We start from the raw sequence: 23,999 nt of genomic DNA on the forward strand, positions 1-23,999 counted from the left end.
TTCGTCCGTAAATCAGCGCCGCTTCGCCTTGTCGTAAGGGGCGAGGCCCGGCTTGTAGGTCTTGTCGTCGATGAATTGCCTTATGCCTTCCTTGCGGCCGACATCGTCGAAGCTGTTGGCCGCTTCCTGGGCGCGGATCAGATAGTCTTCGGCGTTTTCATAGGTCATCTCGCGCACGCGCCGCACCGCATCCTTGGCAGCCTTCAGGGTCACGGGATTCTTCTGCAGCAGAACCTGCGCCACCTCGCGCACCCGCGCCTCGAGCTTGGCCAGCGGCACCGCCTCGTTGACGAGGCGCCACTCGGCCGCTTTCCTGCCGTCGATCATCTCGCCGGTAAGCGCATGATACATCGCATCGCGCATCGGCATCAGCTCGGTGGCGACCTTGGTCGCGCCGCCGCCGGGCAGGATGCCCCAATTGATCTCGCTGAGGCCGAACTTCGCCTCCTCCGCCGCGAAGGCGAGGTCGCAGGCGAAAAGCGGACCGTAGCCGCCGCCGAAGCACCAGCCATTGACCATCGCGATGGTCGGCTTCTGGTACCAGCGCAGCTGGCGCCACCAGGTATAGGCCGCGCGCTGGGCGCGCCGCGTACCGGAGAGGCCCTGCGCCTCGGTCTCGCGGAAATATTCCTTGAGGTCCATGCCGGCGGACCAGGCCTCGCCCTCGCCGGTCAGCACCAGCACGCCGACATCGTCGCGGAATTCGAGATGGTCGAGCGCCAAGGCCATCTCGCGGTTGAGGGTCGGGCTCATCGCGTTGCGCTTGGCCGGGCGGGCGAAGCGCAGCCAGCCGATGCCGCTGTCGATGGAATAGGAGACGGTGGTGAAGGTGGGTTCGGACACGGGCTTTCTCTCTTAGCCGAAGGAACGGACGGGGTTGGTGCCATCCCAGGTCAACGCGGCGCCATAGAAGCCGCCGAAGGCGCGCTCCATGCCGGGGCTGGTTTCGATCAACTCGACGAAGCCCGGCAGCGCACCCTTGGTTTCGAGATACGCCACCTCGCCGCCGGTCGGCACGCCGAGGCGGAACGCGACCTCCATGCCCATCGCCTCGTAGCGCGCCAGGTCGCCGGCGAAATCGGCGCTCGCGATGCCCCAATGGTGGAAGCCGTGGCCGCTTCTGTCGATCAGCTCCTTGTAGACGGACGGATGATCGTCATTGGGCTGGATCAGCTCGATGTTCATGTGCCCGGCGAACGACATCGCCAGGGTGATATCGGCCTTGGACGGCTTGCCGCGATAGACCGGATCGACGCCGGTGAAATGATCGAGCACGAACCACGGCCCGACGTTCAGGCGCTTGACCCATTCGTCGATCGCCGCGCGCAGGTCCTTCACGACATAGGCCATCTGCATGATGCCCTTGTCGGGCTGGCCGAAATTCAGATGCGCCATGCGCGCTCCCCCTGTCCCGTTATTTGTAAGCAACACACACGATGTTAGCGCAAGCCATATCCGCCTTGCAAACAAGGCGGCTGGGCCGTCCTGACCGATTGATGCGTTGCGGCGGCGGGCCTATTCCGCGGCGGCCACGGGTGCGGCGATCTGCCGGCTCTCGCTGCTGTGCTTGCGATAGGCGTCCTGCCATTCGGTCGGGCCGTTGGACGGCGCAACCTGGACCGCGGTCACCTTGTATTCCGGGCAGTTGGTCGCCCAGTCGGAATACTCGGTCGTCACGACATTGGCCTGGGTGCCGGGATGGTGGAACGTCGTGTAGACGACGCCCGGCGCCATGCGGTCCGAGACCAGGGCGCGCAGCGCGGTCGAGCCCGCACGGCTCTGCAGCTTGACCCAGTCGCCGTCGCGGATGCCGCGCTCCTCGGCATCGTGCGGATGGATCTCCAGCCGGTCTTCCTGATGCCATGCCACATTGGCGGTGCGGCGCGTCTGGGCGCCGACATTATATTGGCTGAGGATACGTCCGGTGGTGAGCAGCAGCGGGAAGCGCGGACCGACCTTCTCGTCCGTCGCGACATATTCCGTCAGCACGAAATTGCCCTTGCCGCGCACGAAATTGCCGATATGCATCACCGGCGTTCCTTCCGGTGCCCTGTCGTTGCACGGCCACTGGATAGACCCCATTTCCTCCAGCTTCTCGTAGCTGACGCCCGTGAAGGTCGGCGTGAGGCGCGCGATCTCGTCCATGATCTGCGACGGATGATCGTAAGGCATGGGAATGCCCATCGCCTCCGCCAGCCTTAGCGTGACTTCCCAGTCGGCGAGGCCGGCCTTCGGCGCCATCACCTTGCGCACGCGCTGGATACGCCGTTCGGCATTGGTGAAGGTGCCGTCCTTCTCCAGGAAGGTCGAGCCCGGCAGGAAGACATGCGCATAGTCGGCGGTCTCGTTGAGGAACAGGTCGTGCACCACGACGCATTCCATCGCCGCGAGGCCGGCCATGACGTGCTTGGTGTTGGGATCGGATTGCAGGATGTCCTCGCCCTGGATGTAGATGCCCTTGAAGCGGCCCTCGACGGCCGCATCGAGCATGTTGGGGATACGCAGCCCAGGCTCGTGGTCGAGCGCGCCGCCCCAGACGGATTCGAACAAGGCGCGCGCCGCCTCGTCCGAGACATGGCGGTAGCCGGAGAGCTCATGCGGAAACGAGCCCATGTCGCACGCGCCCTGGACATTGTTCTGGCCGCGCAGCGGATTCACGCCGACGCCCTCTCGGCCGATATTGCCGGTCGCCATGGCGAGATTGGCGATGGCCATGACGGTCGTGCTGCCCTGGCTGTGCTCGGTCACGCCGAGCCCGTAATAGATCGCGGAGTTGGGCCCTTTCGCGTAGAGCCGCGCGGCGCCGCGCACCAGATCCGCCGGCACGCCGGTGAAGATTTCCGTCGCTTCCGGGCTGCGCGACGGATCGGCGACGAAGGCCGACCATTCGGCAAAGGACTCGGCATCGCCGCGCTCGCGCACGAAATCCTTGGCGACCAGCCCTTCGGTCACGATGACATGCGCCAGCGCGGTCAGCATCGCGACATTGGTGCCGGGCTTCAGCGGCAGGTGATAGTCGGCGGCGACATGCGGCGTGTGCACCAGGTCGATGCGGCGCGGATCGATCACGATCAGCTTGGCGCCCTCGCGCAGCCGCTTCTTCATGCGCGAGGCGAAGACGGGATGGCCGTCGGTCGGGTTGGCGCCGATGACCAGGATGACGTCCGCCTGCTCGACGGAATCGAAATCCTGCGTCCCGGCCGAGGTTCCGAACGCCGTCTTGAGGCCGTAGCCGGTGGGCGAGTGGCAGACGCGGGCGCAGGTGTCGACATTGTTGTTGCCGAAGACGTGGCGCACCAGCTTCTGGACGAGATAGGCCTCTTCGTTGGTGCAGCGCGACGACGTGATGCCGCCGAGCGCGTTCCGGCCATATTTCGCCTGGATGCGCTTGAATTCCGACGCCGTATGGGCGAACGCCTCGTCCCAGCTTACCTCGCGCCACGGATCGGCGATGTTCGCGCGGATCATGGGCTTCAGGATGCGGTCCTTGTGCTGGGCATAGCCCCAGGCGAAGCGGCCCTTGACGCAGGAATGGCCGTGATTGGCCTTGCCGTCCTTGTGCGGCACCATGCGCACGACTTCCTCGCCGCGCATCTCCGCCTTGAAGGTGCAGCCGACGCCGCAATAAGCGCAGGTCGTGACCGCGGAATGCTCCGGCTGGCCGATGGCGATGACGGATTTCTCGATCAGCGTCGCGGTCGGGCAGGCCTGCACGCAGGCGCCGCAGGAGACGCATTCGGAATCGAAGAAGTCTTCGGCCGCGCCGGCCGTGACGCGCGATTCAAAGCCGCGCGCCCCGATGGTCAGCGCGAAAGTGCCCTGCACTTCCTCGCAGGCCCGCACGCAACGCGAGCAGACGATGCATTTCGACGGGTCATAGGTAAAATACGGGTTGGACTCGTCCTTCGTGTCTTCCAGATGATTGTCGCCGGTATAGCCGTAGCGGATCTCGCGCAGGCCGACCGCGCTCGCCATGTCCTGCAATTCGCAGTCGCCATTGGCGGCGCAGGTCAGGCAATCCAGCGGATGGTCGGAGATATAGAGCTCCATCACGCCGCGGCGCAGCTTCTTCAGCCGCTCCGACTGCGTGCGCACTTTCATGCCCCCGGCCACCGGCGTCGTGCAGGAGGCCGGCGTGCCCGGCCGGCCGTCGATCTCGACGAGGCAGAGCCGGCAGGAGCCGAAGGCCTTGACGTTGTCGGTCGCGCAGAGCTTGGGGACGGCGACGCCGGCCTCCATCGCCGCGCGCATGATCGAGGTGCCTTCGGGCACGTCGAGCGTCTTGCCGTCGATGGAAACGCGCACGCGCTTGCCCGCCTTGGAGGCGGGGGTTCCGTAGTCGATGTCCTCGATCAGACTCATCGCGCGACAAAATCCTCCGGAAAATGATCGATGGCGCTGAGGACCGGATAGGGCACGAAGCCGCCCAGCGCACAGAGCGATCCGGACTTCATAGTATCGCACAAATCGCGCAGCAGCGCCATTTGCGCGGCCTTGTCCGGTCCCTTGAGAAGGCGGTCGATGGTCTCCGTCCCCCGCACCGAGCCGATGCGGCAGGGCGTGCATTTCCCGCAACTCTCGACGGCGCAGAATTCCATCGCGAAGCGTGCCTGGTGCGCCATGTCCACGGTGTCGTTGAAGACCACGATCCCGCCATGGCCGATCAGGCCGCCCTTCGCGGTGAACGCCTCATAGTCGAAGGGCGTATCGAACAGCGAAGGTGGGAAATAGGCGCCCAGCGGCCCGCCGACCTGCACGGCCCGGATGGGACGGCCGCTCGCCGTGCCGCCGCCGATGTCGTTTACCAATTCGCCCAGCGTGACGCCGAACGGCGTCTCGAACAGCCCGCCATGTTTGATGTCGCCGGCAAGCTGGATCGGCATGGTGCCGCGCGACCGGCCGACGCCGAGATCGCGATAGAAGCCGGCGCCCTGGGTCAGGACGGTCGGCGCGGCGGCGAAGGTCAGCACGTTGTTGATGACCGTCGGCTTGCCGAACAGGCCGGCATGCACCGGCAGCGGCGGCTTGGCGCGCACCTGGCCGCGCCGCCCCTCGATGCTTTCGAGCAGCGCTGTTTCCTCGCCGCAGACATAAGACCCCGCGCCGACGCGGACTTCGAGATCGAAGGCAAAGGCGCTGCCGAGGATGCTCGCGCCGAGCAATCCCGTGTCCTCCGCCACCGCGATGGCGCGCCGCATCGCGGCGATGGCGAGCGGATATTCCGAACGGATATAGATGAATCCCCTGGTCGACCCCGTCGCGACCGCGGCGATGGCCATGCCCTCGATCAGCAGGAAGGGATCGCCTTCCATCAGCATGCGGTCGGCGTAGGTGCCGGAATCGCCTTCGTCGGCATTGCACACGACGTATTTGACGTCACCCGGCGCCTCCGCCGCGCCGTTCCATTTGATTCCGGCCGGAAAACCCGCGCCGCCCCGGCCACGAAGGCCGGACGCCAAAATCTCCTCGCGGATTGCCTTGGGCCCGATCTCGATGGCGCGCTTCAACCCCGCCAACCCGCCTGCCGTCTCGTAGTCCTGAAGCGATGCCGGATCGACCGAGCCGCAGCGCGCGAAGGTCAGCCGCATCTGCGCCTCGAGGAAGGGATGATCCTCGATCCGGCCCGGCGACAGGGGATGCGTGCCCGCAACACGCACGGCCTCGAGAATGCCCGGAACGTCCGTCGCCGCGACCGGCCCGAAGGCCCGCCAGCCCGACGCCGTCTGCACTTCGAGAAAGGGTTCGAGCCAGAACATTCCGCGCGAACCCACCGGCACGATCTCGACCCCGGCCTCGCGCAGCGCGCGCGCCACCGCCTTGCCGCCAAGCGCGACGGAGGCCGTGTCGTGCGAGAGGCGGGCGCGGATCGTCACGGCGCGGCCTGCGCGATCAATTCGGCGAGTTTCACCTCGTCGAGACGCCCAACCGGTTCGCCGTCCAGCATGGCCGAAGGTCCGCTGGCGCAAAGGCCCAGGCAGTAGATCGGCTCCAGCGTCCACGCACCGTCGGAACTGGTTTCGCTCCAGCCGAGCTTGAGCGTGGCGTGCGCCGCCGCCGCGACGCGTTCGGCGCCGACCGCCTGGCAGGCTTCGGCGCGGCACAGCTTGAGCACATGCCGGCCGGCCGGACCGTCGAGGCGGAAGTCGTGATAGAAGCTCGCGACTCCGAACACTTCGGCGCGGCTCAGATTGAAGGCATGTGCCAGGAGGGCGATGGCCGGCTTCGGGACGAAGCCGAATTCGGCCTGTAACGCGTGCAGCGCCGGCAGCAATCCGCCCGGCGCGGCAGCGTGCGGCGCGATCGCCGCGCGGGCGCGATCCTCGCTCCAGGCGCTGCCCGCCATATTGACCGCGCTGCTCACGTCACCGGCTTTCATCGCCAACGCATAGAACAGCGGCGCCGCCTTGCAAAGCACAAGACGCCGGCACTGCGCGCAAAGTCGATTATTGCTTCCTCGGCGTCGGGGTGCTGGAAATCCTACGCAACGGCGCTCAGCGCATCCTGGCGATCACGCGCGGGATGGCGGGCTCGTTGAGCGGCGCCATGATGTGCGCCCCGGCGACGCCGGCGATCTCCTTCATTTCGCGGAGCAGCTCGACGCAGATCGCCTCGCCTTCCGCCTTCGGATCGGCCGCCTTTTCCAGCCGCTCGACGATCCAGTCAGGCACGATCGAGCCCGGCAGGTTGTTGCGGATCCACAGCGCCGACTTGGCCGAGGCGAGCGGCGCGACGCCGACGATCATGTAGACCTTCTCGAGCAGACCTTGCTGCGCCAGCCGCGCCACATAGCGCCTGAGCACGCCGGTATCCATGCAGAACTGGGTCTGGGTGAACTGCGCCCCGGCCTTCAGCTTCTTCTCCAGGCTCGCCGGCACCCAGTTCTCCGGCGGATCGACCGGCGCGTCGGCCGCGCCGATGAAATAGCTCGGCGTGCCCGCCACGGCGCGGCCGTGCGGCAATTGATGCTTGTCGCGGATCGAGGCCGCGGTGGCGATCAGCCCCGCCGAATCCAGGTCGAAGACCGGCTTGGCGTCGGGCTGGTCGCCGGCCTTGGGATTGTCGCCCGTCAGCGACAGGACGTTGACGATGCCGAGCGCCGCGGCGCCGACGAGCTGGCTCTGCAACGCGATGCGGTTGCGGTCGCGGCAGGTGAGCTGGAGGATCGGCTCGATCCCGCTCTGCAGCAGCAGATGCGCCGCGATGGTGGATTCAAGATGCGCCCGCGCGCTCGCCCCGTCCGTGACGTTGACCGCGTCCGCCAGGCCCTTGAGCGGCGCGCCGCGCTCGATCAGGTCGTGCGGATTGGCCGACAGGGGCGGCGTGATCTCCGCGGTCAGGACGAAGGTCCCGGCTTCGAGCTTCTGCTGCAGGCCCGATTTCGACATGCGATCACCTCCGATGACGTCTGCGGATCATCATGCAGAAAGGCCGGGGCCTGTCCATCGATGGCGACGCCTAGAACATTCCGTTGCTGTTGGCCGCCTTTTCCGGAACCGGCTGCACCACGTCCCAATGCTCCAGGATGTGCCCATTGCCCACGCGGAAAATGTCGATGGCCGCCATGCCGCGATCCTGCGCATTCACCTTGAAGCGATAGTGCACCGCGACCAGATCGCCGTCGGCCAGGACATGGCTGATCTCGATCGTGGCCGTGGGATTGTCGATGTAGAACTTCTTGAAGAAGCCGCGCATCGGCGCCGCGCCGGTCGGCACCATGGGATTGTGCTGGATGTAGTTGGGATCGAAATAGGTGTCGACCGCCTGGTCGACCTTGTGATCGATGAACAGCATCGTCACCGCATCGGTCACCAGCTTCTTGTTCGCGTCGCTCTCCGGCGACGCCAGCGCCGCCGATGCGAAGCACAGCGAAGCGACGGCAGACAAAAGGATCCTCGAATGCATGAACTATCCTCCCCGTTATATCCCAGGCGATCTTCGCGCCGGCGTTGCGACAAAATAGTACGCCGGGCCGCGATTGGATAGCGTGCGGCGGCGGCCTAACGCTGCCCCTCCGCCCGGAAGGCGTTGCGCAGTTCGTCCTTCTTGACCTTGCCCGATCCGGTGCGCGGCAGCGTCTCCACGAAGGCGACATGCTTGGGCATCTTGTAGCGCGCGATCCGCCCCGCCAGATGGCCGAGCACGTCCGCCGCGTCGATCTTCGACGCCGCCACGACATAGATCGCGCCGCTCTCGCCCCATTGCGGATCGGGCACGCCGATGACGGCGGCCTCCGCGATGGCGGGATGTTCGGCGAGCAGGCTTTCGATCTCGGCGGGATACACGTTCTCGCCGCCGCTGATGTACATGTCCTTCCAGCGGTCCACGATCTGGTAGAACCCGTCGGCGTCGCGCCGCGCCGCGTCGCCGGTCTTGAACCAGCCGTCGGAAAAGGCCTTGGCCGTTATTTCGGGCTGGTTCCAATAGCCTGGCGTGACGCTCGGGCCTTTGAGCCAGATCTCGCCCACTTCGCCCTCCCCGGCCTCGCGCCCCTCGGCGGTGACCAGCCGGATGTCGATCATCGGCGCGGCGACGCCGGACGTGCCGGCCTTGCGCAGCACGGTGTCGGGATCGAGCGGAACGGCGAGCACCGTGCCGCCCTCGCTGAGGCCATAGCCTTCGACCGGCATCACGCCGCCCGCGACCAGGCGCTCGACCACCGATTTGGGCAGCGGCGCGCCGCCGATGACGAGCCCCTTGAGCCGCGAAAGATCGGAGGATTCGAAGGACGGATCGTTCAGCATCGACGCCGCCATCTGCGGCACGGCGAAATAATGCGTCACGCCCAGATCGGGGTCGGACATCCGCGCCAGCGCCACGGACGGCACGAAGCGGTCGGAGATCAGCACCGTGCCGCCCATGAACAGCGCCGCGCGCGCCACGCCGAACAGGCCGGCGACGTGGAACAGCGGCATGTCGCATAGCAGCACGTCGCGCGGCGCGACCTCATTCGCCATCGCGAAGTTGAACGCCGTCGCCCAGGCATTGCGCCGCGTGACGATCACGCCCTTGGGCTTGCCCGTCGTCCCAGAGGTGTAGAGCAAGGTGATCGGCGCATCGGCGCCGAAATCGCCGCCCGGATGCGGCGCCTGCGCTGCAATGGCCGCCGCGAAACGGTTATCGCCGGGCGCGCAACGGATGACGTCCCGGACGTCCTGCGCCGCGAGCGCTTCCCGCGCCGCCTCCTCGAACTCGCTTTGATAGATCAGCACCTCCGGTCCCGCATCGGCGAGCAGGACGCCGAGCTCGCGGCCCGACAGGCGCCAGTTCAGCGGCTGGAAGATCATGCCGGCCCGCACGCAGGCGAAATGCAGCACCAGCGCATCCGGGCTGTTGCGGGCCAGCAGCGCCACCCGCGCGCCGGATTCGAGCAGCCCGGCCAGCCAGCCCGTGCACCGCGCGACCAGTCCGTCGAGTTCGCGATAAGTCAGGCTTCGGTTCTCTTGCAGATCGACACAGGCGATGCGTGCGCCGTTGGCCCGCGCGTGATAGGCAAGGAAATCGATGTCGCTCTGAACCGGATCGCCGACGGATGCCGCGAAGCTGCTGGAATTCGGCATTTACGCTCCCAAACGCCGCAAAGCCCCGTCGTTTCGCTGGGGTCCGGCGATTGGTATGTCCCGCACACAAATCTGTCAACGCGCGGAAATTTCCATGATCCTGCGGTCGCTCCGGCAATTGTGGGTTCAGGTCCTGGTCGCGACGCTGCTCGGCATCGCCGTCGGCTGGACCTATCCCGCGCTCGGCACAGCCCTGAAGCCGTTGGGCGACGGCTTCATCGCCCTGATCCGCATGATGATCGCGCCCGTCATCTTCGTGACCGTGGTGCACGGCATCGGCGGCATGAACGACATGCGGCGCGCCGGCCGGCTGGCTCTCAAGGCTTTGATCTATTTTGAGGCGGTCACGACGCTGGCGATGATCGTGGCCATCGCGGCCGTCGACCTCTGGCAGCCCGGCAAGGGCATGAACATCGACCCGCATAGCCTCGACGCCAGGCTGGTCCATTCCATCGCCGCGCAGGCGGGCGCCCAATCGGTGCAGCAATATATCCTCGACATCGTTCCGGGGACTTTCGCCGGCGCGTTCACCCAGCCCAACGTGCTGCAGGTGCTGCTCGTGTCGGTGTTGTTCGGCTTCGGCGTCGCGGCGGCGGGCGAACGCGGCCGGCCCGTCTTCGCGCTGATCGGCAGCCTGTCGGAGATCGTGTTCCGCATCGTCGGATTCGTCATGTGGCTCGCGCCGCTGGGCGCATTCGGCGCCATCGCCTTCACCGTCGCGGCCTTCGGAGCACATTCCCTGCTGGCGCTGGGCAACCTGCTGCTCGAATTTTATGTCGTGAGCGCGGTTTTCACGGTCGTGGCGTTCGGCGCCATCCTGCGGGCGCTGGGGCTGAGCCTGCGCCGGCTGGTGTCCTATATCGGCGACGAATTGCTGATCGTGGCGGCGACCACCTCGACCGAAGCGGTGCTGCCGCGCCTGGTGCAGAAGATGCGCGACGCCGGCTGCGACGAGGCGGTGGTCGGCATCGTGGTGCCGGCCGGCTATTCCTTCAACCTGGACGGAACCTGCCTGTACCTGGCGACGGTGAGCCTGTTCCTGGCGCAGGCGACGAACATCCACCTGTCGCTCGGCCAGCAGATCGGCCTTGTGCTGATCCTGCTGCTGACGTCCAAAGGCGCCGCGGGCGTCGCCGGCGCCGCCCTGATGGCGCTGGCGGCCACGCTGGGCGCCTCGGCCATCGTGCCGGTCGCCGGCATCGCCCTGATCCTGGGCATCCACCGCCTGCTGGCCGAGGCGCTCACCTTCGTGAACGCCGTCGGCAACTGCGTCGCCACGCTGGTGGTCGCGAAATGGGAACGGGCGGTCGACGAAGACACGCTGAATAGAGCGCTTGGGCGCTTACGCTAAGTCTGTCATCTCGGACGCGTAGCGAAGCGGAGCGATCCGGGACCCATCGCGCAGACGACACAATGGGTCCCGGCTCTGCGCGATGCTGACGCAGCATCGCTTGGCCGGGATGACAATTGCGGTCAGGCCTTGCCGGTGCGCCAGCCCTGGGCGTAGGTCTCGCGCGCGTCGCGGGCGTAAGGCACCGGCGACACCTTCACGCGAACCTCGAGTTGCTTGTGGCGCTCGACCGTCGCCTTCTTCGAGCCGCCGCCGGCTTCGGGCTCGCCCCAGAGGAGCGTCAGCACGTCGCCTTCCTGGATGTCCGGATCGACCACGCCGAGCGACAGCGCCTGGCGCTCGTTGGCCGAATAGCCCGAGAACATCGACAGGCCGACGACCTTGCCGTTCTTCAGCACGGAGTCGAAGCTCGACGAGCCGTAATTGCCGATCGGGATCTCGAAATACTTGTAGATGTCGCGGCCCGGCTCGAACAGGCAGTCATAGGCCTTGGAGATGTCCTCGCCGTTCCAGGCAAAGGTCACCTTGCGGCGGTGCGGCTTGCCTTCCATCGCCTTCACGGCCTCGGCGCCGATGAAATCGTGGTCGAACTTGATGAACGGGCCGTAGCCCAGCTCATAGGGGTTCGTGTAGTAGTCCTCGATCTTGTCCGACACAAAGCTGCCGGCGATGGAGCCGGTCGCTTCATAGCCGCCGGCCGGCAGCCATTCGCGATAGGACTTCATGCGCTCGTCGGAATAGACCGCGGGCAGCGGCGACGGAATCCAGCCGGATTCCAGCGTGTTGGACGCATAGGCGCGGCTGCCCACCGCGGTCAGGCCGAACTCCTTGCCCGCCTCCAGGATGATCTCGCGGATTTCGAGATATTGCTCATAGGGGCCCCAGACTTCGAGGCCCGGCTCGCCGGCCATGCCGTGGCGCAGCGCGCGCACCTTGCGGCCGCCGATATTGATCTCGTCCATGAAGAAGAACTTGATGTCCGGGATCGGCCCGCCGTTCAGCTTGGCGATCACGTCCTTGGCCTTGGGGCCCTGGATCTGGAAGCGGTAGTGATTGCGCTTCACCGCGCGCCCCATCGGGGCGGAAGGCGAGCGGTCGTCGCGGGTGATCTTCACGTCCCATTTGCCGGTCTTGGCCTGGAATTCGATCCAGTTCACCGTCGGGGCGCGGCCGACGAAATCGTAGAGGTTCTCGGCCAGGTGGAAGAGGATGCCGTCGCCGATGACGTGGCCGCTATGCGACAGCGGCACCATCTGCTTGGCCCGGTTCACCGGGAAATTCTTGAAGGTGTTGATCGTGAGATAGGACAGGAACTTCGCGGCGTCCGGACCCTCGACCATCATCTCGGCCATGTGGTGGGACTGGTCGAACAGCACCGCGCTGTTGCGCCAGGCGATCTGCTCGTCGCGCCAGTTCGAGAATTCCGACGGAACGACCGGATAGACATAGGCGCCGATCTGCGAATTCCGCAGCATGTTCACGGGGTTGCCGGCGGCCTTCAGCACGCCTTCCAAATTGTTCGCTGTCATGTCCTTATCGTCCTCCTGCCGCCAATTTGTATGCCTTTTCGGGTTCCGGGGCGTCTGTTCCAGAAGAGAACCGAAATCGGTGGGAAATGGGATGGACCGGCCGCGTCAGGTGAACACCACCGTGCGCCGACCGTTCATCAGCACGCGGTGCTCGGCATGCCATTTGACCGCTCGGGCGAGGACCCGGCTTTCGATGTCCCGGCCGACCGCGGCATATTCCTCCGCCGACTGGGCGTGGCTCACGCGCTCCACCTCCTGCTCGATGATCGGGCCCTCGTCGAGATCCTCGGTGACGTAGTGGCCCGTCGCGCCGATCAGCTTGACGCCGCGCTCATGCGCCTGGTGATAGGGCCGCGCGCCCTTGAAGCTCGGCAGGAAGGAATGATGGATGTTGATGATCTGCCCCGACCACCGGCGGCAGAACTCCTTCGACATCACCTGCATGTAGCGCGCGAGCACGACGAGATCGATGCGCTTGCTTTCGATGATCTCGTTGAGCGCGGCTTCTTGCTCGGCCTTGTTGTCGGGCGTCACCGGCATGTAGCGGAACGGGATGCCGCTGGCGGCCGCCACGTCCGCGAAGTCGCGGTGGTTGGAGACGATCAGGGGCACGTCGATCGGCAGCGCCCCGATGCGGATGCGATAGAGCAGGTCGACCAGGCAATGGCCGAACTTCGACACCATGATGATGGTCCGCGTCTTCTTGGCCGTGTCGTAAAAATGCGCGTCCATCTCGAATTCCTGCGCGAGCGGCGCGAAGGCCTTTTCGAGATCCTCGATCGGCGTTCCGGATTCGGATTCGAAATAGATGCGCAGGAAAAAGCGGCCATTTCCGCGATCGCCGAATTGCGAGCTGTCGATGATGTTGCAGCCGGCGTCGAACAGGAAGCGCGACACGCGGGCCACGATACCCCTGCGGTCGGGACAGGCGATCGTCAGCACGCCAAGAGGATGGTCGGTCTTCGGAGGATTGCTCATGTCTATTGTCCAGCGATCCGTCGCGGCGCGTTTTCCGCTTCGGCCCGCGCGCCGTTAAGCCACTGCGCTGTCTTGCGCACCCCGCCGAACATGTAAAGATGGATTCCGGCGATCGGCCCGAAATTGCCGGCCCGCAGCGTCTTCGCCAGATCGCCCAGAAGGGCGTCTGGCGTCGTGTCGCCCATCAGCTTGCCGATAGCGCTGCCCCGCTGGCGAAGCGCGCGCAGCGAATTGCCGACGCCGCAGCGCATGGCGAATTTCAGGAGCGACGCCGTGCCCGCCGGGCCCGCGACCCCGATCCGGACCGGCGCGTCGATGCCCATGGAACGCAGACGCGCGAGCCAGCGCGCGATCGGCTCGGCCTCGAAGCAGAACTGGGTGACGATCTCGGGCTCGAGGCCGTGCGCCCGCACCGCCGCGACCTTCTCCAGCAGCGCTGCATCGAGGACATCGCCGGCGACGGCGGGGTGGCCCTCGGGATGGCCGGCGATCAGGACCGTGCGCAGGCCGTTGCGCTCCAGAAGTCCGGTCGCGATCACTTCGATACTGGAGGTGAACGTGCCGCGCGGACGATCGACATCGCCCGCGATGACGAGGGCGCGGGTGACGCGCGCCTTGTCGCTCAGGCGCGAGAGCTGGCGTTCGAGAAAATCGCGGTCGGGGAAATTGCGCGCGGTGAGATGCGGGATCGGATTGAAGCCGGCATGCCGGAGCCGCACGCAGGTCTCCGCCGCCTTGTCCGGACTGTCGTCGGGCAGGAAGGTGACGTGCACATCGGTGCCGGGCGCGAAATGCCCGCGCAGCGTCTCCGCCACGCCGGGCTCGCGCGGCGTGACCTCGATCGAGGCGCTGGCCAGCAGCCCCGCACTCGCGCTCGTCGCGGTCTCTACCGCCATGCGTTCCGTCCCGACGTCAGATTGTTGTTGTCGCGTACAAAGGTTTTTCCGCCCGCCGCGACGCCGTCAATGGGTATTATTTCTACCCGCCGCGCGGCCGACACCCCGTGAGCGATTTCACTTCTCCGGCGGTGCAACACGGACGGTAAACGGCCAATTGGCCGCATCTGGCGCGGCATCCCACTCGTTGGGATGCGCCCATCCGCAGGCGTGGGCCCGTACACTCAGAGCTTGAACAGGCGCTCGGCGTTGGTCTGGAAGAACATCTTCTTGTGCTCGGCGCCGATGGATATGTCGTCCTGCATGGTCACTTCCTCGCCGACATACTGATAGGGATAGTCCATCGCATAGAGCACATGCTCCATGCCGAGGACTTCCTGGCAGAGCTTGATCGACGGTTCATAGGGCATGCCGCTGGTGGTGACGTAGAGGTTCTCGCGCATGACCTCGGGGATCCAGCGCTGCAGCGGCTTGATGCTGTCATAGCGTTTCGCGGCGACGCCCGCGCGGTGCATGAAGTTCAGGCGGAAGATCCAGAACGGCAGCGCCTCGCCCAGATGGCCCAGCACCAGCTTGAGCCTGGGAAAGCGGTCGAACAGGCCCGACACGATCAGGCGCAGCGCGTGCAGCCCGGTGTCGACGCCGAAGCCGAAGACGGCGCCGTCGAGGCCGCGTTCGAGGAACGGCTTGATGAGGTCGGGATGCGGGCCTGTCGGATGCAGATAGATCGGAACGTCCAGCGCCTCGCATGCCTCGAAGATCGCCCAGTATTTCGGATCGTCCAGCCATTGGCCGCGGGTGTGGCCGTTGAAGATCGCGCCCTTGAGGCCGAGCTTGCGCACGCCGCGCTCGATTTCCTTCGCCGCGTGCGCCGGATCCTGCGGCGCGAATGCCGCGAGGCCGGCAAAGCGCGTCGGATGACGGGCTATGGCCGCGGCCAGCGCGTCGTTCGCCGACACCGATACGGCGCGCGCGACATCCGCCTCGAACATGTTCACGCCGGGCGCGGTCAGCGAGAGGAGCTGCACGTCGATGCCCGTGGCATCCATGTCGGCGAGGCGGCGGGCGTCCAGATCGAGCAGGCGGGCGCGGATCAGCACCGGCCGTTCCGCTTCGCTGCGCAGATAGAAGCCCCACAGGCTCTCGAAGCCCGGATCGCGGAAGCCGCTGTCGAGCAGCTTGCCGAACTGGTCGAACAATTCCTGGGTCGCGAAGGCCTCTTCCGTCGCGATGCGCTTGTAGGGCACTTTTGCCGGCATGGTTCAGGCCTCGCTGACGAATTTGGTGACGAGGCAGGCCTCGAGTCCCTCGATGCCCTCCTCCGAACCGTGGCCGCTTTCCTTGATGCCGCCGAACGGCGAGTCGGGCACCGAGATGCGGAAGGTGTTGACGCCGACCATGCCGGCCTCCAGCGCGTCGCCGAGCCGGTTGGCGACACCGAGGTTCTGCGTGAAGGCGAAGGCGGCGAGGCCGTAAGGCAGGCGGTTGGCCTCGCGGATCACCGCATCGGTGTCGGAAAAGGCATTCACGATGGCGATGGGGCCGAACGGCTCCTCGCGCATCACGCGCGCCCCGTCGGGCACGTTGGCAAGCACGGTCGGCTGGAAGAACCAGCCCGGCTGGTTGAGGCGGCGCCCGCCGGCGAGCACGGCGGCGCCATGGCTCTCGGCGTCGCGGACCAGCGCATCGATCGCCTCGCGGCGGCGGGCATGGATCAGCGGGCCCATCTGCGTGCCGTCGGCAAGGCCGTCGCCGACCCGCCAGGCGCGGGCGCGCGCGGCGAACCCTTCGGCGAAACGCGCATGGATGCTGTCATGCACATAGAAGCGTGTCGGCGACACGCAGACTTGGCCGGCGTTGCGGAACTTGGCGGCGGCAGCCTCGTCCAGAACCTTCTCGACGTCCACGTCGCCGAACACCAGAACCGGCGCATGGCCGCCCAGCTCCATGGTGGTGCGCTTCATGCCCTCGGCGGCGAGCTTCATCAGGTGCTTACCCACCGCGACCGAGCCGGTGAAGGAGAGCTTGCGGATGATCGGCGAGGCAAGGAGATGCCGCGAGATCGCATCGGGCACGCCGAACACGACGGAGAGCACGCCCTTGGGCAGGCCGGCGTCGATCAGCGCCTGCGCGACGCCCAGGCCCGAGGCCGGCGTCTCTTCCGCGGGCTTCAGGATGCATGAGCAGCCGGCGGCCAGCGCGGCGCCCAGCTTGCGGGCCGGATTGCCGAGCGGGAAATTCCACGGTGCGAAGGCGGCGACCGGGCCGACCGGCTCCTTGCGCACGGTCATGCGCGTGCCCGGCGCGCGCGTCGTGAGCAGGCGGCCATAGGCGCGGCGGCCTTCTTCCGCGTACCACTCGATGATGTCGGCCGACATCTGCACTTCGATGCGGGTCTCGCCGAGCGGCTTGCCGGATTCGAGCGTGGCGGTGCGGGCGAGGCCCGGCGCCCGCTCGCGCATCAGGTCGGCGGCCTTCTTCAGGATGCGGCCACGCTCCTGCGCCGGCACGGCGCGCCACAGCGCGAACCCCGCCTCCGCGGCGGCGAGCGCGTCGTCGAGGTCCTGCGATGTTGCAAACGGAAGACGGCCGAGCGCCGCCTCGGTCGCGGGATTGACGACATCGGCCTCGACGCGGCCGGCGCCGCCGCGGCGTTCGCCGCCGATCAGAAGCCCGAGCTCGGGATAATCGCCCGCCACCTAGAGCGCCTCGCCCGGAACCCAGAAGCCATGGACCTGGCCGACGATCTTGTGCGGCATCTTCACGGTCGCGACCGGCCCCGCAGCCAGATCGCGCGTGTCGACGAGGACGAGGTCGGAGCGGCCGCGCTCGGCCGTGCGCGTCACCACGCCGACGAGATAGCCGTCGCCTTCTCCTGCATCCCGATTGCGCGGCACGAAGCACATCTCGTTCACCAGCGCGTCCGGGCCCGGCGACCAGGTCGAGACCTTGCCCGTCCTATGGTCAACCATGTGCCAGGCGATGCCGCCGCCCATCGCCGAACTGCCCAGCAGGAACCCGTAGCGATAGGGCCGCGTGTGATAGCGGTCATCCTGGCGCGCGAGGAACCCGACGACCTCGGGATAGAGGACGTCCATCTTGAAGCTGTTCGTCGTGGCGTCGGCGAGATCGACGGAAAACCGCCGGATGCGGCCCATGGCCTTCACCGGGTCCCAGGGCTCGTGCTTGTTCGGGAAGAACGGGAACTGGTTGCCGTCGCCGCCGTCCATGTCGACGAACACCTTCTCGCCGTCGGACCACGCGCCCATCGTGTGGGTGCACATCGTGGTCGGGCCGGAATACCAGCGCACGTCCGCGCCGTCGCCGCCGCGCTTGAGCACGCCGAACCAGGTCGGCAGCGTCGAATCCCAGGAGTAATGCAGCCCGCCGGCCTTGATCTGCTCCATGTCGACGGCGAGCGGAACCACCAGGAAGGCGACATGGCTCGCCGTCACCGCGAAGTCGTGGATCATCCCGGCATAGGGCACCTTCATCCAGGTGTGCCAGGTCCGCTTCCCATCGCGGTCGACCGCGAGGATTTCCACATCGGTCGTCGCCAGCCCCTTGGACTCGTAACCGAAGCCGATGAGCTCGCCGGTATCGGAATCGATCTTGGGATGGGCGGTGAAGGTCTCGCCCTCCAGCGCGCCGCCGAAGGTGTAATAGTCGTCGAGCGTCTCCAGCGTGCGCGGATCGAGCACCACGGGCGGGCTGTCTTCCTTGAACGCCATCAGCTTGCCGTGATGGAAGAACACCTGGGTGTTCGCGGTGCCGCGGCTCAGCCCCTTGACCGACGGATCGTCCGTGAACGGATTGCGATACATCCCGAACAGCGAGCGCCGCGCCGCGTGCTGCGCCTTCCAGCGCTGCGTGCGCACCCAGCGGCTCTTGAAATCGACATGCCCGTCCTTGAAGCGGAACATGCTCGCATGGCCTTCGGCGTCGAAGCCGATGTCGTGGACGTATCGCGGCTGCTTCGGATATTGCGGATCGGGACCGACGCGATAGAACGCGCCGTCCAGATCGGCTGGCAGCGCGCCTTCGACCTCACAATCGAACAGTTCCATCTCGGCGCGGTTGACCGCGCCGCCCGCGCTGCCGCCGCCGCCGAAGGTCACCATCGGCTGGGACGGGAAATGCACGCCGGTCCCGACGCTGTCGCTCATCGCTGCGCCTCCTGTCGGAGCATCGTCGGCGCCGCTATTTCGCGCGCCACTGTTCGGGCTGTTGCGCCACCATCGGCTTTCCCGTCACCGGATGCGGATAGTGGAACGGCACGACCGGCGTTTCGGGCCACAGGCGGCGATGCGGCTCCGGCGCGATGATGTCGGGCCCAAGCGGGTCTTCCGGATAGGTCTTGCTCGCGAAGGGATAGGCGTTGGGCGGGGTGTGCGCCCAGCCCTTGTCGAAATTGCCGTGCCAGAGCGGATTGTAGTCCAGCACCTTGATCTTCCAGACGCCGTCGTCCTTGACGTATTCGTTCTCGTAGATGCCGCCTTCCCACCACTGGCGCGGCAGCGTGCCGGCTTCGACGATGCTCTCGTGACGGCCGGCCTGCATCATGCTGCGGCCGCGGACCTTCGCCGTCTTGCCGTCGGGCGCGACGTCGATGACCATCTGCATCTGCGGATGATCGAGCAGGAAGCCGTAGACCGGACCGTTGTAGTCGTTGGTGAAGTTCTTGCGGAAGCGGCCGACATACAAGCGGCGCACGCCCTCCTTGCCCTTGTAGATGCCGCCCATGAAGCGGACCTCGCCGTCCTTCGCGAACAGATCGACGGCTTCGTCGTACAGGCATTTGTCGATCAGGTAGCCGTATGTGTATTGCAGGCGCCTTACGGCGCTTTCGTCTTCGAGGACACCGACGCGGCTCGCGAGCTTGCCGACGGTCGCTTCCAGTTCCTGGACTTGTTGTTCTGTGGTCATTTGGTGCGTTTCCCTGAGCGCGATGCGCGTCGTCATCTTGTCTTTGGTACGTGTCGAAAACAATCGGGGCGCAGGTCGCATTTGCATGCGTTCTGCGCCCCGAGAGAAGGACTTCTCAACTAGATCAGAACGCCTTGCGAAGCGTGATCATCCACTCGCGCGGCGGTGCGGGCTGCGCCTCCACCGTGCCTTCGCCGAAGATCGCGAAGTTCTCCATGTCGAGGAAGTATCTCTCGTCCGTCAGATTGTAGACGGACGCCGAGATCTGCCAGCCGCCGGCCGACGGTTCCCATGTCAGGCGGGCATCGAGGGTGCCGATCGACGGGATGGCGGTGAACGGATTGTTGTTGGCGTCCTGGTAGACCGTCGACTTCCAGGAGTAATCGAGCCGCGGCGTCAGCGAGCCGGAGCCGTTGCCGAGATCGACCGTGTACTGAATGTCGAAATGCGCCTGCTCCTTCGGGACCAGGATCGACTGCGTTCCGACCCGCACCGTGCCCGGAGCGATCATGGGGCAGATTCCCGATGCCGCGGCGGCCGCCGAGCAACCGTTCACCCAGCCCGCCGGCGCACCCGGCAGCGGGTCCGCCGAGAAGTCGACATAGGAGAACGACGCGTCCATCACGAGGTTGTCGATAGGCGCGGCCGTGGCCTCCAGCTCGACGCCCTGATTGGTCGAGGTCCCGAGATTCACATACTTCACATAGGGAAGCGGGAAACCGAGGCTGAGATCGGTCTGGGCCAGCGGCGTGATCGTGTCGCTGTAGTCCGACATATAGGCGGCCACGTTGAATCGCAGGCGGTGATCGAACCATTCGGTCTTGGCGCCGATTTCGTAGCTCTTGATCTGTTCCGGGCCGTAGCTGTCCAGCTGGTCCGGCGCGAACGGACGCGAATTGGTGCCGCCCGTGCGATAGCCCGTCGAGAACTGGAAGTAGGTCATGATGTCGTCGGTGACGTGATAGTCGATACCGGCGCGCCAGTCGGGACGATTGGTGCGCGAGGTATGCGGCGTCAGCGCCGGATGGATCGTGTGATCGCAGGCATGGCCGGCGAACAGGTTGCAGTCCAGCGTCGGATCGATGGTGGCACGGAAGAACCCGCCCAGCGGATAGCCCGGCACCACACCCGAATGATCGAAGTAGTAGGTCTTCTGTTCGCTGGTGTAGCGCGCGCCGCCGAACACCTCGAGGTCGTCGAAGATGTGATAGATCGCGTGGACATAGGCCGAGCGGTTGACCGTGGTGTACAGGTCGTTCTGCTCGAACACCAGGAACGTCGAGCCCTCGTCGTAGTCGGCGTCGAGAATGACGGGACCATGGGCGTGGTTCGTGCGGTCGTAGTAGAAGAAGCCCGCCGTCCATTCGAGGTGATCGTCGAGCAGCGTTCCCGTGAAGCGCTCTTCCTGCTGGAATTCGCGGTTCGTGGGATAGGTCGTCGTGAGCTGGAACGACATCGGCGACACGTCGGAGTCGTTCGAGTACGCGCCGTCATAATAGCGATAGCCCGTGATCGACTTGAAATGCACCTGCGGGATGATCTGCCAGTCGAAGACGTTGGTCAGGCTGTAGGCGTGCATCTGCGCGCCTTCCTTGTAGTCGAGCCCCGCCTGGCTGCGATAGGTGCCGTAGGTCGTCGTGTAGGGATTGGCGGGGATGAACCGCTGATCCCATGGGATGCCGTAAGCGGCGATCGGCCCGGGCGGGAAGGGCGGGGTATTCGCGTTGTTCCAGGTCGGAATGCCGGTCGTGGCCTGCACGGCGCCGTCCGAGTTCACGCCGATGAACGTGGCGCGCGGAACCGAAACCAGGCCGTTGCCGCGATTGAAGAAGACATCGCCGGTCGTACCGCTCGGATCCGCCGCGGTGCCCGGATCGGCCGCATACAGCACGTCCGGCTGCGATTCGGAATTGTCTCTGATCACGTCGACCGAGAAATTGTCCTCGATGTCCGGCGTGAAGAGCGCGCGCAGCGCGAAGCGGGCGCCCGCGACATCCGTGCCGCCCTGGGTGCCGGCCTTGCAATCCGCCCGCGTCGTCGTCGGCGCGAGCGTGCCCGCCGTCCCCGGATGCGCGCACGCATAGTCGATCACGGTCACATAGCCGTTCTGCTGCCGCGACGTGGCGGAGACGCGCGCGAACAGATGGTCGGGGATGAGCGTGAAGTCCACCGCGCCCTTGATGTTGATCTCGTTGAACGAACCGTAGTTCACCTCGAGATAGCCGGCGTTGTCGTCCTGCGGCTTCTGCGTGATCATGCGGATCGCACCGCCGATGTCGTTCTTGCCGCCGAGCACGCCCTGCGGACCTTTCAGGACTTCGATGCGATTCAGGTCCATCAGGTCGAACACCGAGCCTGACATCGTGCCGTAATAGATGTCGTCGATGTAGAAGCCGACGCCCGGCTCGCTGGCGAACGCCGTGTCGTACTGGCCGACGCCGCGGATATAGGTCTGCACGCCATTGCCGAACGCCGCCGGAGCCTTGGTCAGCGACAGGCCGGGGATGGAGGTGCCCAGCTGCGACAGGTCGTTGATGCCGCGCCGCTCCAGATCGTCGCCGGTGACGGCCGAGATGGCGAGCGGCGTGGCCTGGATGTTTTGCTCCGTATACTGAGCGGTGACCGTGATCGTTTCGATTCCGCCGCTGGTGGCGTCCGCCGCGACGGACGGCGTCGCAAGACCGGCGACGATTGCGAGAGACGACGCGCCAATGAACAGGCCGCTCAGAACGCGCGAGCGGGTACGATTCCTCATTTGATGAATTACAGGCATAAGCCCCTCCCTGGTAGCGGCCCTGGCCGCCGTGATCGGTACACGCTTGGCGCACCTGACTCTTTGTTGCGGCAAAATAGCATAAGCGCGGTCTACGCAAACAGTCCGTATGCCGTGCATACGAAGGAAAGGGGTTGAACTCAGCGCCGAGTATTAACGACAGGTGCTGGAAATACTGCCCTGAGTTCTCCGGCGGAAGATTCGCCGTTCGCCCTAGGAACGGGCTGCTGGGTGCACTGCACCACACAGCGCCGGTGGTTGCGGAAAAGTCGCGCTCTGCGAATTTGTATTTTGGGACCCGACGTTTGTGTCTTCGCGCTTGACGCTTCCGAATTAGCGGGTTCGCCCTTCAGTGTGAGCGAAGCGTCGCCGAGGTTGGCGCGCAAAGATTCTCGAAGACGGCGCGCGCCCGCGTGCGACACCCAAGGCCCGAATAGATGCTGACACTTTATCACTGGGAGCCGAACGCCAATTCCGGCAAGCCCATGCTGACGCTGCAGGAGAAGGGGGTCGCGTTCGAGAGTCACTATCTGGATCTTCTCAACTTCGATCAGCACAAGCCCGAATATCTCGCGGTCAATCCGAACGGCACGATTCCGGCGATGGTGCATGGCGACATGGTGCTGACCGAATCGACCGCGATCATGGAATATGTCGACGAGGCGTTTCCGGGTCCGTCGCTGCGGCCTTCGGCACCGGAAGAGCGCTGGCGCATGCGCTGGTGGATGCGCTTCTTCGACCAGTATTTCGCGCCCTCCGTGAGCATGATCGGCTGGAGCGTCTTCGTCGGCCCGTCGGTGCGCAGCCGCGATCCGGACGAGCTCAAGGCCGCGATCGACCGCATCCCGCTGAAGGAACGCCGCATCGCCTGGTCGAAGGCGATCTACAACACCTTCTCGGAAACCGAGCTGGCCGAATCGCGCCGCCGTTCGGGCATCGGCATTCGATGTCTCGAAGACGCGCTGGCGAGCCGGCCCTGGCTGGCCGGCGATACCTATTCGCTCGCCGACATCAACGGATTCAATCTCGGCTATGCGCTGCCGCTGGCGCAGCCGCAGGCCTGCAATGACGAGAAGACGCCGCATATCATGGCGTGGCTGCGGAAGATCTATGCGCGGCCGGCGACCAAGGCGACCTGGGCCATGGGCCGCACCCAGATGGCCAGCCGCGTAACCTATCTGAACGGCTGAAAGGCTTGGCCATGCTCGAACTCTATCACTGGGAGCCCAACACCTTCTCGCTGAAGGTGCTGATCGCGCTCAACGAGAAGAACATTCCCTTCACCGGTCGCTACGTCGACTTCCTGAAATTCGAACAATACGCCCTGCCCTTCGCCGGCCGGACGGAGGTCGCCTACAATCCCGAACTCGACGGCCCCATCCTGGTGAGCGACGGTACGGTGATGACCGAATCCTTCTTCATCGCCCTGTTCCTCGACGAGACGGCACCCGGCACGCCGCTCCGTCCGGCCGGCGCCTATGGCCGCTGGGAAGTGTTGTCCTGGGCGCGCTTCCTGAACGAGACCATCGCCCCCGCCGTGAGCACGCTCGGCGCCAAGAAGTATCTCGTGCCCGCCCTGGCCGCTCGCAACCGCGCCGAAATCGAAAAGGCGCTCTCCGAAATGCCGACCGAGGAACAGCGGGCCGGCTGGCGCATGGCGCTGGACGATTCCTACTCCCAGGAGCTGCTCGAAGATTGCCGGCGCAAAGCCGGGATCGGCGTCGCCAAAATCGAAAGCGGACTGGCGAAATCCGACTGGCTCGTCGGCGCGGCCTATTCGCTGGCCGACATCGACGCGTTCAGCCTGGTCGATCCGTTGCGCGACCTGGCGCCCGATCTGCTGAACGACGCGCCCCGTACGCGGTCCTGGCTGCGCCGGATCGGCCTCAGGCCCGCCGTCAAGGCGGCGCTCGGCGCCGGCAGGACCGGACGGCCGCGCCAGGCCTACACGCCGGGACCCGAACACAGCCGCTGGGGTTAGACACCGCA

The 23,999-nt window shown here is 65.9% G+C and carries 19 protein-coding genes; 3 read left to right on the top strand and 16 right to left on the bottom strand.

Going from position 1 to position 23,999, the window contains the following annotated elements; genetic code table 11:
* Positions 1-12 precede the first annotated feature (12 nt).
* The 8 genes from WDN01_13710 to WDN01_13745 all read right to left on the bottom strand — a co-directional run bounded on the left by WDN01_13710 (position 13) and on the right by WDN01_13745 (position 9,557).
* Positions 13-843 (bottom strand): p-hydroxycinnamoyl CoA hydratase/lyase, encoded by an 831-nt coding sequence (locus tag WDN01_13710; protein MEJ0027079.1) that lies wholly within the window; start codon positions 841-843, stop codon positions 13-15.
* A gap of 12 nt (positions 844-855) precedes the next feature.
* Positions 856-1,395 carry a VOC family protein gene (locus WDN01_13715; GenBank protein MEJ0027080.1) on the bottom strand — a complete coding sequence of 180 codons (540 nt, stop codon included), beginning with the start codon at positions 1,393-1,395 and terminating at the stop codon, positions 856-858.
* A gap of 120 nt (positions 1,396-1,515) precedes the next feature.
* Positions 1,516-4,362 (bottom strand): formate dehydrogenase subunit alpha, encoded by a 2,847-nt coding sequence (fdhF, locus tag WDN01_13720; protein ID MEJ0027081.1) that lies wholly within the window; start codon positions 4,360-4,362, stop codon positions 1,516-1,518.
* On the bottom strand, positions 4,359-5,873 hold the full coding sequence (locus WDN01_13725) for an NADH-ubiquinone oxidoreductase-F iron-sulfur binding region domain-containing protein (GenBank protein ID MEJ0027082.1): 1,515 nt from the start codon (positions 5,871-5,873) through the stop codon (positions 4,359-4,361). Before WDN01_13725 ends, fdhF begins: the two co-directional genes overlap by 4 nt.
* Positions 5,870-6,361, bottom strand: a complete 492-nt coding sequence (locus WDN01_13730; GenBank protein MEJ0027083.1) for a formate dehydrogenase subunit gamma — start codon at positions 6,359-6,361, stop codon at positions 5,870-5,872. Before WDN01_13730 ends, WDN01_13725 begins: the two co-directional genes overlap by 4 nt.
* A 130-nt stretch (positions 6,362-6,491) precedes the next feature.
* Positions 6,492-7,385 (bottom strand): methylenetetrahydrofolate reductase, encoded by an 894-nt coding sequence (locus tag WDN01_13735; protein MEJ0027084.1) that lies wholly within the window; start codon positions 7,383-7,385, stop codon positions 6,492-6,494.
* A gap of 70 nt (positions 7,386-7,455) precedes the next feature.
* Positions 7,456-7,902, bottom strand: a complete 447-nt coding sequence (locus WDN01_13740) for a nuclear transport factor 2 family protein (protein ID MEJ0027085.1) — start codon at positions 7,900-7,902, stop codon at positions 7,456-7,458.
* 95 nt (positions 7,903-7,997) lie between these two features.
* Positions 7,998-9,557 (bottom strand): AMP-binding protein, encoded by a 1,560-nt coding sequence (locus WDN01_13745; GenBank protein MEJ0027086.1) that lies wholly within the window; start codon positions 9,555-9,557, stop codon positions 7,998-8,000.
* A 94-nt stretch (positions 9,558-9,651) separates the two neighbouring features.
* Here WDN01_13745 and dctA point away from each other — a divergent pair, with 94 nt between their 5' ends.
* On the top strand, positions 9,652-10,908 hold the full coding sequence (dctA, locus tag WDN01_13750; GenBank protein MEJ0027087.1) for a C4-dicarboxylate transporter DctA: 1,257 nt from the start codon (positions 9,652-9,654) through the stop codon (positions 10,906-10,908).
* Between the two features lie 122 nt (positions 10,909-11,030).
* Here the strand turns inward: dctA and WDN01_13755 are convergent, their stop codons facing one another.
* The 8 genes from WDN01_13755 to WDN01_13790 all read right to left on the bottom strand — a co-directional run bounded on the left by WDN01_13755 (position 11,031) and on the right by WDN01_13790 (position 21,992).
* Positions 11,031-12,437, bottom strand: a complete 1,407-nt coding sequence (locus WDN01_13755; GenBank protein MEJ0027088.1) for an aminomethyltransferase family protein — start codon at positions 12,435-12,437, stop codon at positions 11,031-11,033.
* Positions 12,438-12,542: 105 nt separating this feature from the next.
* Complete coding sequence (purU, locus tag WDN01_13760; GenBank protein ID MEJ0027089.1) at positions 12,543-13,415, bottom strand: formyltetrahydrofolate deformylase; 873 nt, start codon at positions 13,413-13,415, stop codon at positions 12,543-12,545.
* A 2-nt stretch (positions 13,416-13,417) separates the two neighbouring features.
* On the bottom strand, positions 13,418-14,311 hold the full coding sequence (locus WDN01_13765; protein MEJ0027090.1) for a hypothetical protein: 894 nt from the start codon (positions 14,309-14,311) through the stop codon (positions 13,418-13,420).
* A 224-nt stretch (positions 14,312-14,535) separates the two neighbouring features.
* Positions 14,536-15,570 carry an amidohydrolase family protein gene (locus WDN01_13770; protein ID MEJ0027091.1) on the bottom strand — a complete coding sequence of 345 codons (1,035 nt, stop codon included), beginning with the start codon at positions 15,568-15,570 and terminating at the stop codon, positions 14,536-14,538.
* 3 nt (positions 15,571-15,573) lie between these two features.
* Entirely contained in the window at positions 15,574-17,010 is a 1,437-nt protein-coding gene (locus WDN01_13775) for an NAD-dependent succinate-semialdehyde dehydrogenase (GenBank protein MEJ0027092.1), read from the bottom strand.
* Entirely contained in the window at positions 17,011-18,477 is a 1,467-nt protein-coding gene (locus WDN01_13780; protein ID MEJ0027093.1) for a carotenoid oxygenase family protein, read from the bottom strand.
* Between the two features lie 34 nt (positions 18,478-18,511).
* Positions 18,512-19,237: a nuclear transport factor 2 family protein gene (locus tag WDN01_13785; GenBank protein ID MEJ0027094.1), complete on the bottom strand. Its 726-nt coding sequence runs from the start codon at positions 19,235-19,237 to the stop codon at positions 18,512-18,514.
* 124 nt (positions 19,238-19,361) lie between these two features.
* Positions 19,362-21,992: a TonB-dependent receptor gene (locus WDN01_13790; GenBank protein ID MEJ0027095.1), complete on the bottom strand. Its 2,631-nt coding sequence runs from the start codon at positions 21,990-21,992 to the stop codon at positions 19,362-19,364.
* Positions 21,993-22,447: 455 nt separating this feature from the next.
* On the opposite strand from WDN01_13790, the gene WDN01_13795 reads away from it, so the two are divergent.
* Complete coding sequence (locus WDN01_13795; protein MEJ0027096.1) at positions 22,448-23,200, top strand: glutathione S-transferase family protein; 753 nt, start codon at positions 22,448-22,450, stop codon at positions 23,198-23,200.
* Positions 23,201-23,211: 11 nt separating this feature from the next.
* Complete coding sequence (locus tag WDN01_13800) at positions 23,212-23,991, top strand: glutathione S-transferase family protein (protein ID MEJ0027097.1); 780 nt, start codon at positions 23,212-23,214, stop codon at positions 23,989-23,991.
* Positions 23,992-23,999 lie beyond the last annotated feature (8 nt).

Source organism: Rhizomicrobium sp., from assembly GCA_037200985.1.
Classification (GTDB): Bacteria; Pseudomonadota; Alphaproteobacteria; order Micropepsales; family Micropepsaceae; genus Rhizomicrobium.

Excerpts from the sequence above, each read along its gene's own strand:
- WDN01_13745 (MEJ0027086.1), bottom strand. The coding sequence starts at position 9,557 with ATGCCGAATTCCAGCAGCTTCGCGGCATCCGTCGGCGATCCGGTTCAG.
- WDN01_13785 (MEJ0027094.1), bottom strand. The coding sequence starts at position 19,237 with ATGACCACAGAACAACAAGTCCAGGAACTGGAAGCGACCGTCGGCAAG.
- WDN01_13740 (MEJ0027085.1), bottom strand. The coding sequence starts at position 7,902 with ATGCATTCGAGGATCCTTTTGTCTGCCGTCGCTTCGCTGTGCTTCGCA.
- WDN01_13790 (MEJ0027095.1), bottom strand. The coding sequence starts at position 21,992 with ATGAGGAATCGTACCCGCTCGCGCGTTCTGAGCGGCCTGTTCATTGGC.
- WDN01_13780 (MEJ0027093.1), bottom strand. The coding sequence starts at position 18,477 with ATGAGCGACAGCGTCGGGACCGGCGTGCATTTCCCGTCCCAGCCGATG.
- WDN01_13800 (MEJ0027097.1), top strand. The coding sequence starts at position 23,212 with ATGCTCGAACTCTATCACTGGGAGCCCAACACCTTCTCGCTGAAGGTG.
- WDN01_13715 (MEJ0027080.1), bottom strand. The coding sequence starts at position 1,395 with ATGGCGCATCTGAATTTCGGCCAGCCCGACAAGGGCATCATGCAGATG.
- purU (MEJ0027089.1), bottom strand. The coding sequence starts at position 13,415 with ATGAGCAATCCTCCGAAGACCGACCATCCTCTTGGCGTGCTGACGATC.
- fdhF (MEJ0027081.1), bottom strand. The coding sequence starts at position 4,362 with ATGAGTCTGATCGAGGACATCGACTACGGAACCCCCGCCTCCAAGGCG.
- WDN01_13735 (MEJ0027084.1), bottom strand. The coding sequence starts at position 7,385 with ATGTCGAAATCGGGCCTGCAGCAGAAGCTCGAAGCCGGGACCTTCGTC.
- WDN01_13795 (MEJ0027096.1), top strand. The coding sequence starts at position 22,448 with ATGCTGACACTTTATCACTGGGAGCCGAACGCCAATTCCGGCAAGCCC.
- dctA (MEJ0027087.1), top strand. The coding sequence starts at position 9,652 with ATGATCCTGCGGTCGCTCCGGCAATTGTGGGTTCAGGTCCTGGTCGCG.
- WDN01_13765 (MEJ0027090.1), bottom strand. The coding sequence starts at position 14,311 with ATGGCGGTAGAGACCGCGACGAGCGCGAGTGCGGGGCTGCTGGCCAGC.
- WDN01_13755 (MEJ0027088.1), bottom strand. The coding sequence starts at position 12,437 with ATGACAGCGAACAATTTGGAAGGCGTGCTGAAGGCCGCCGGCAACCCC.
- WDN01_13770 (MEJ0027091.1), bottom strand. The coding sequence starts at position 15,570 with ATGCCGGCAAAAGTGCCCTACAAGCGCATCGCGACGGAAGAGGCCTTC.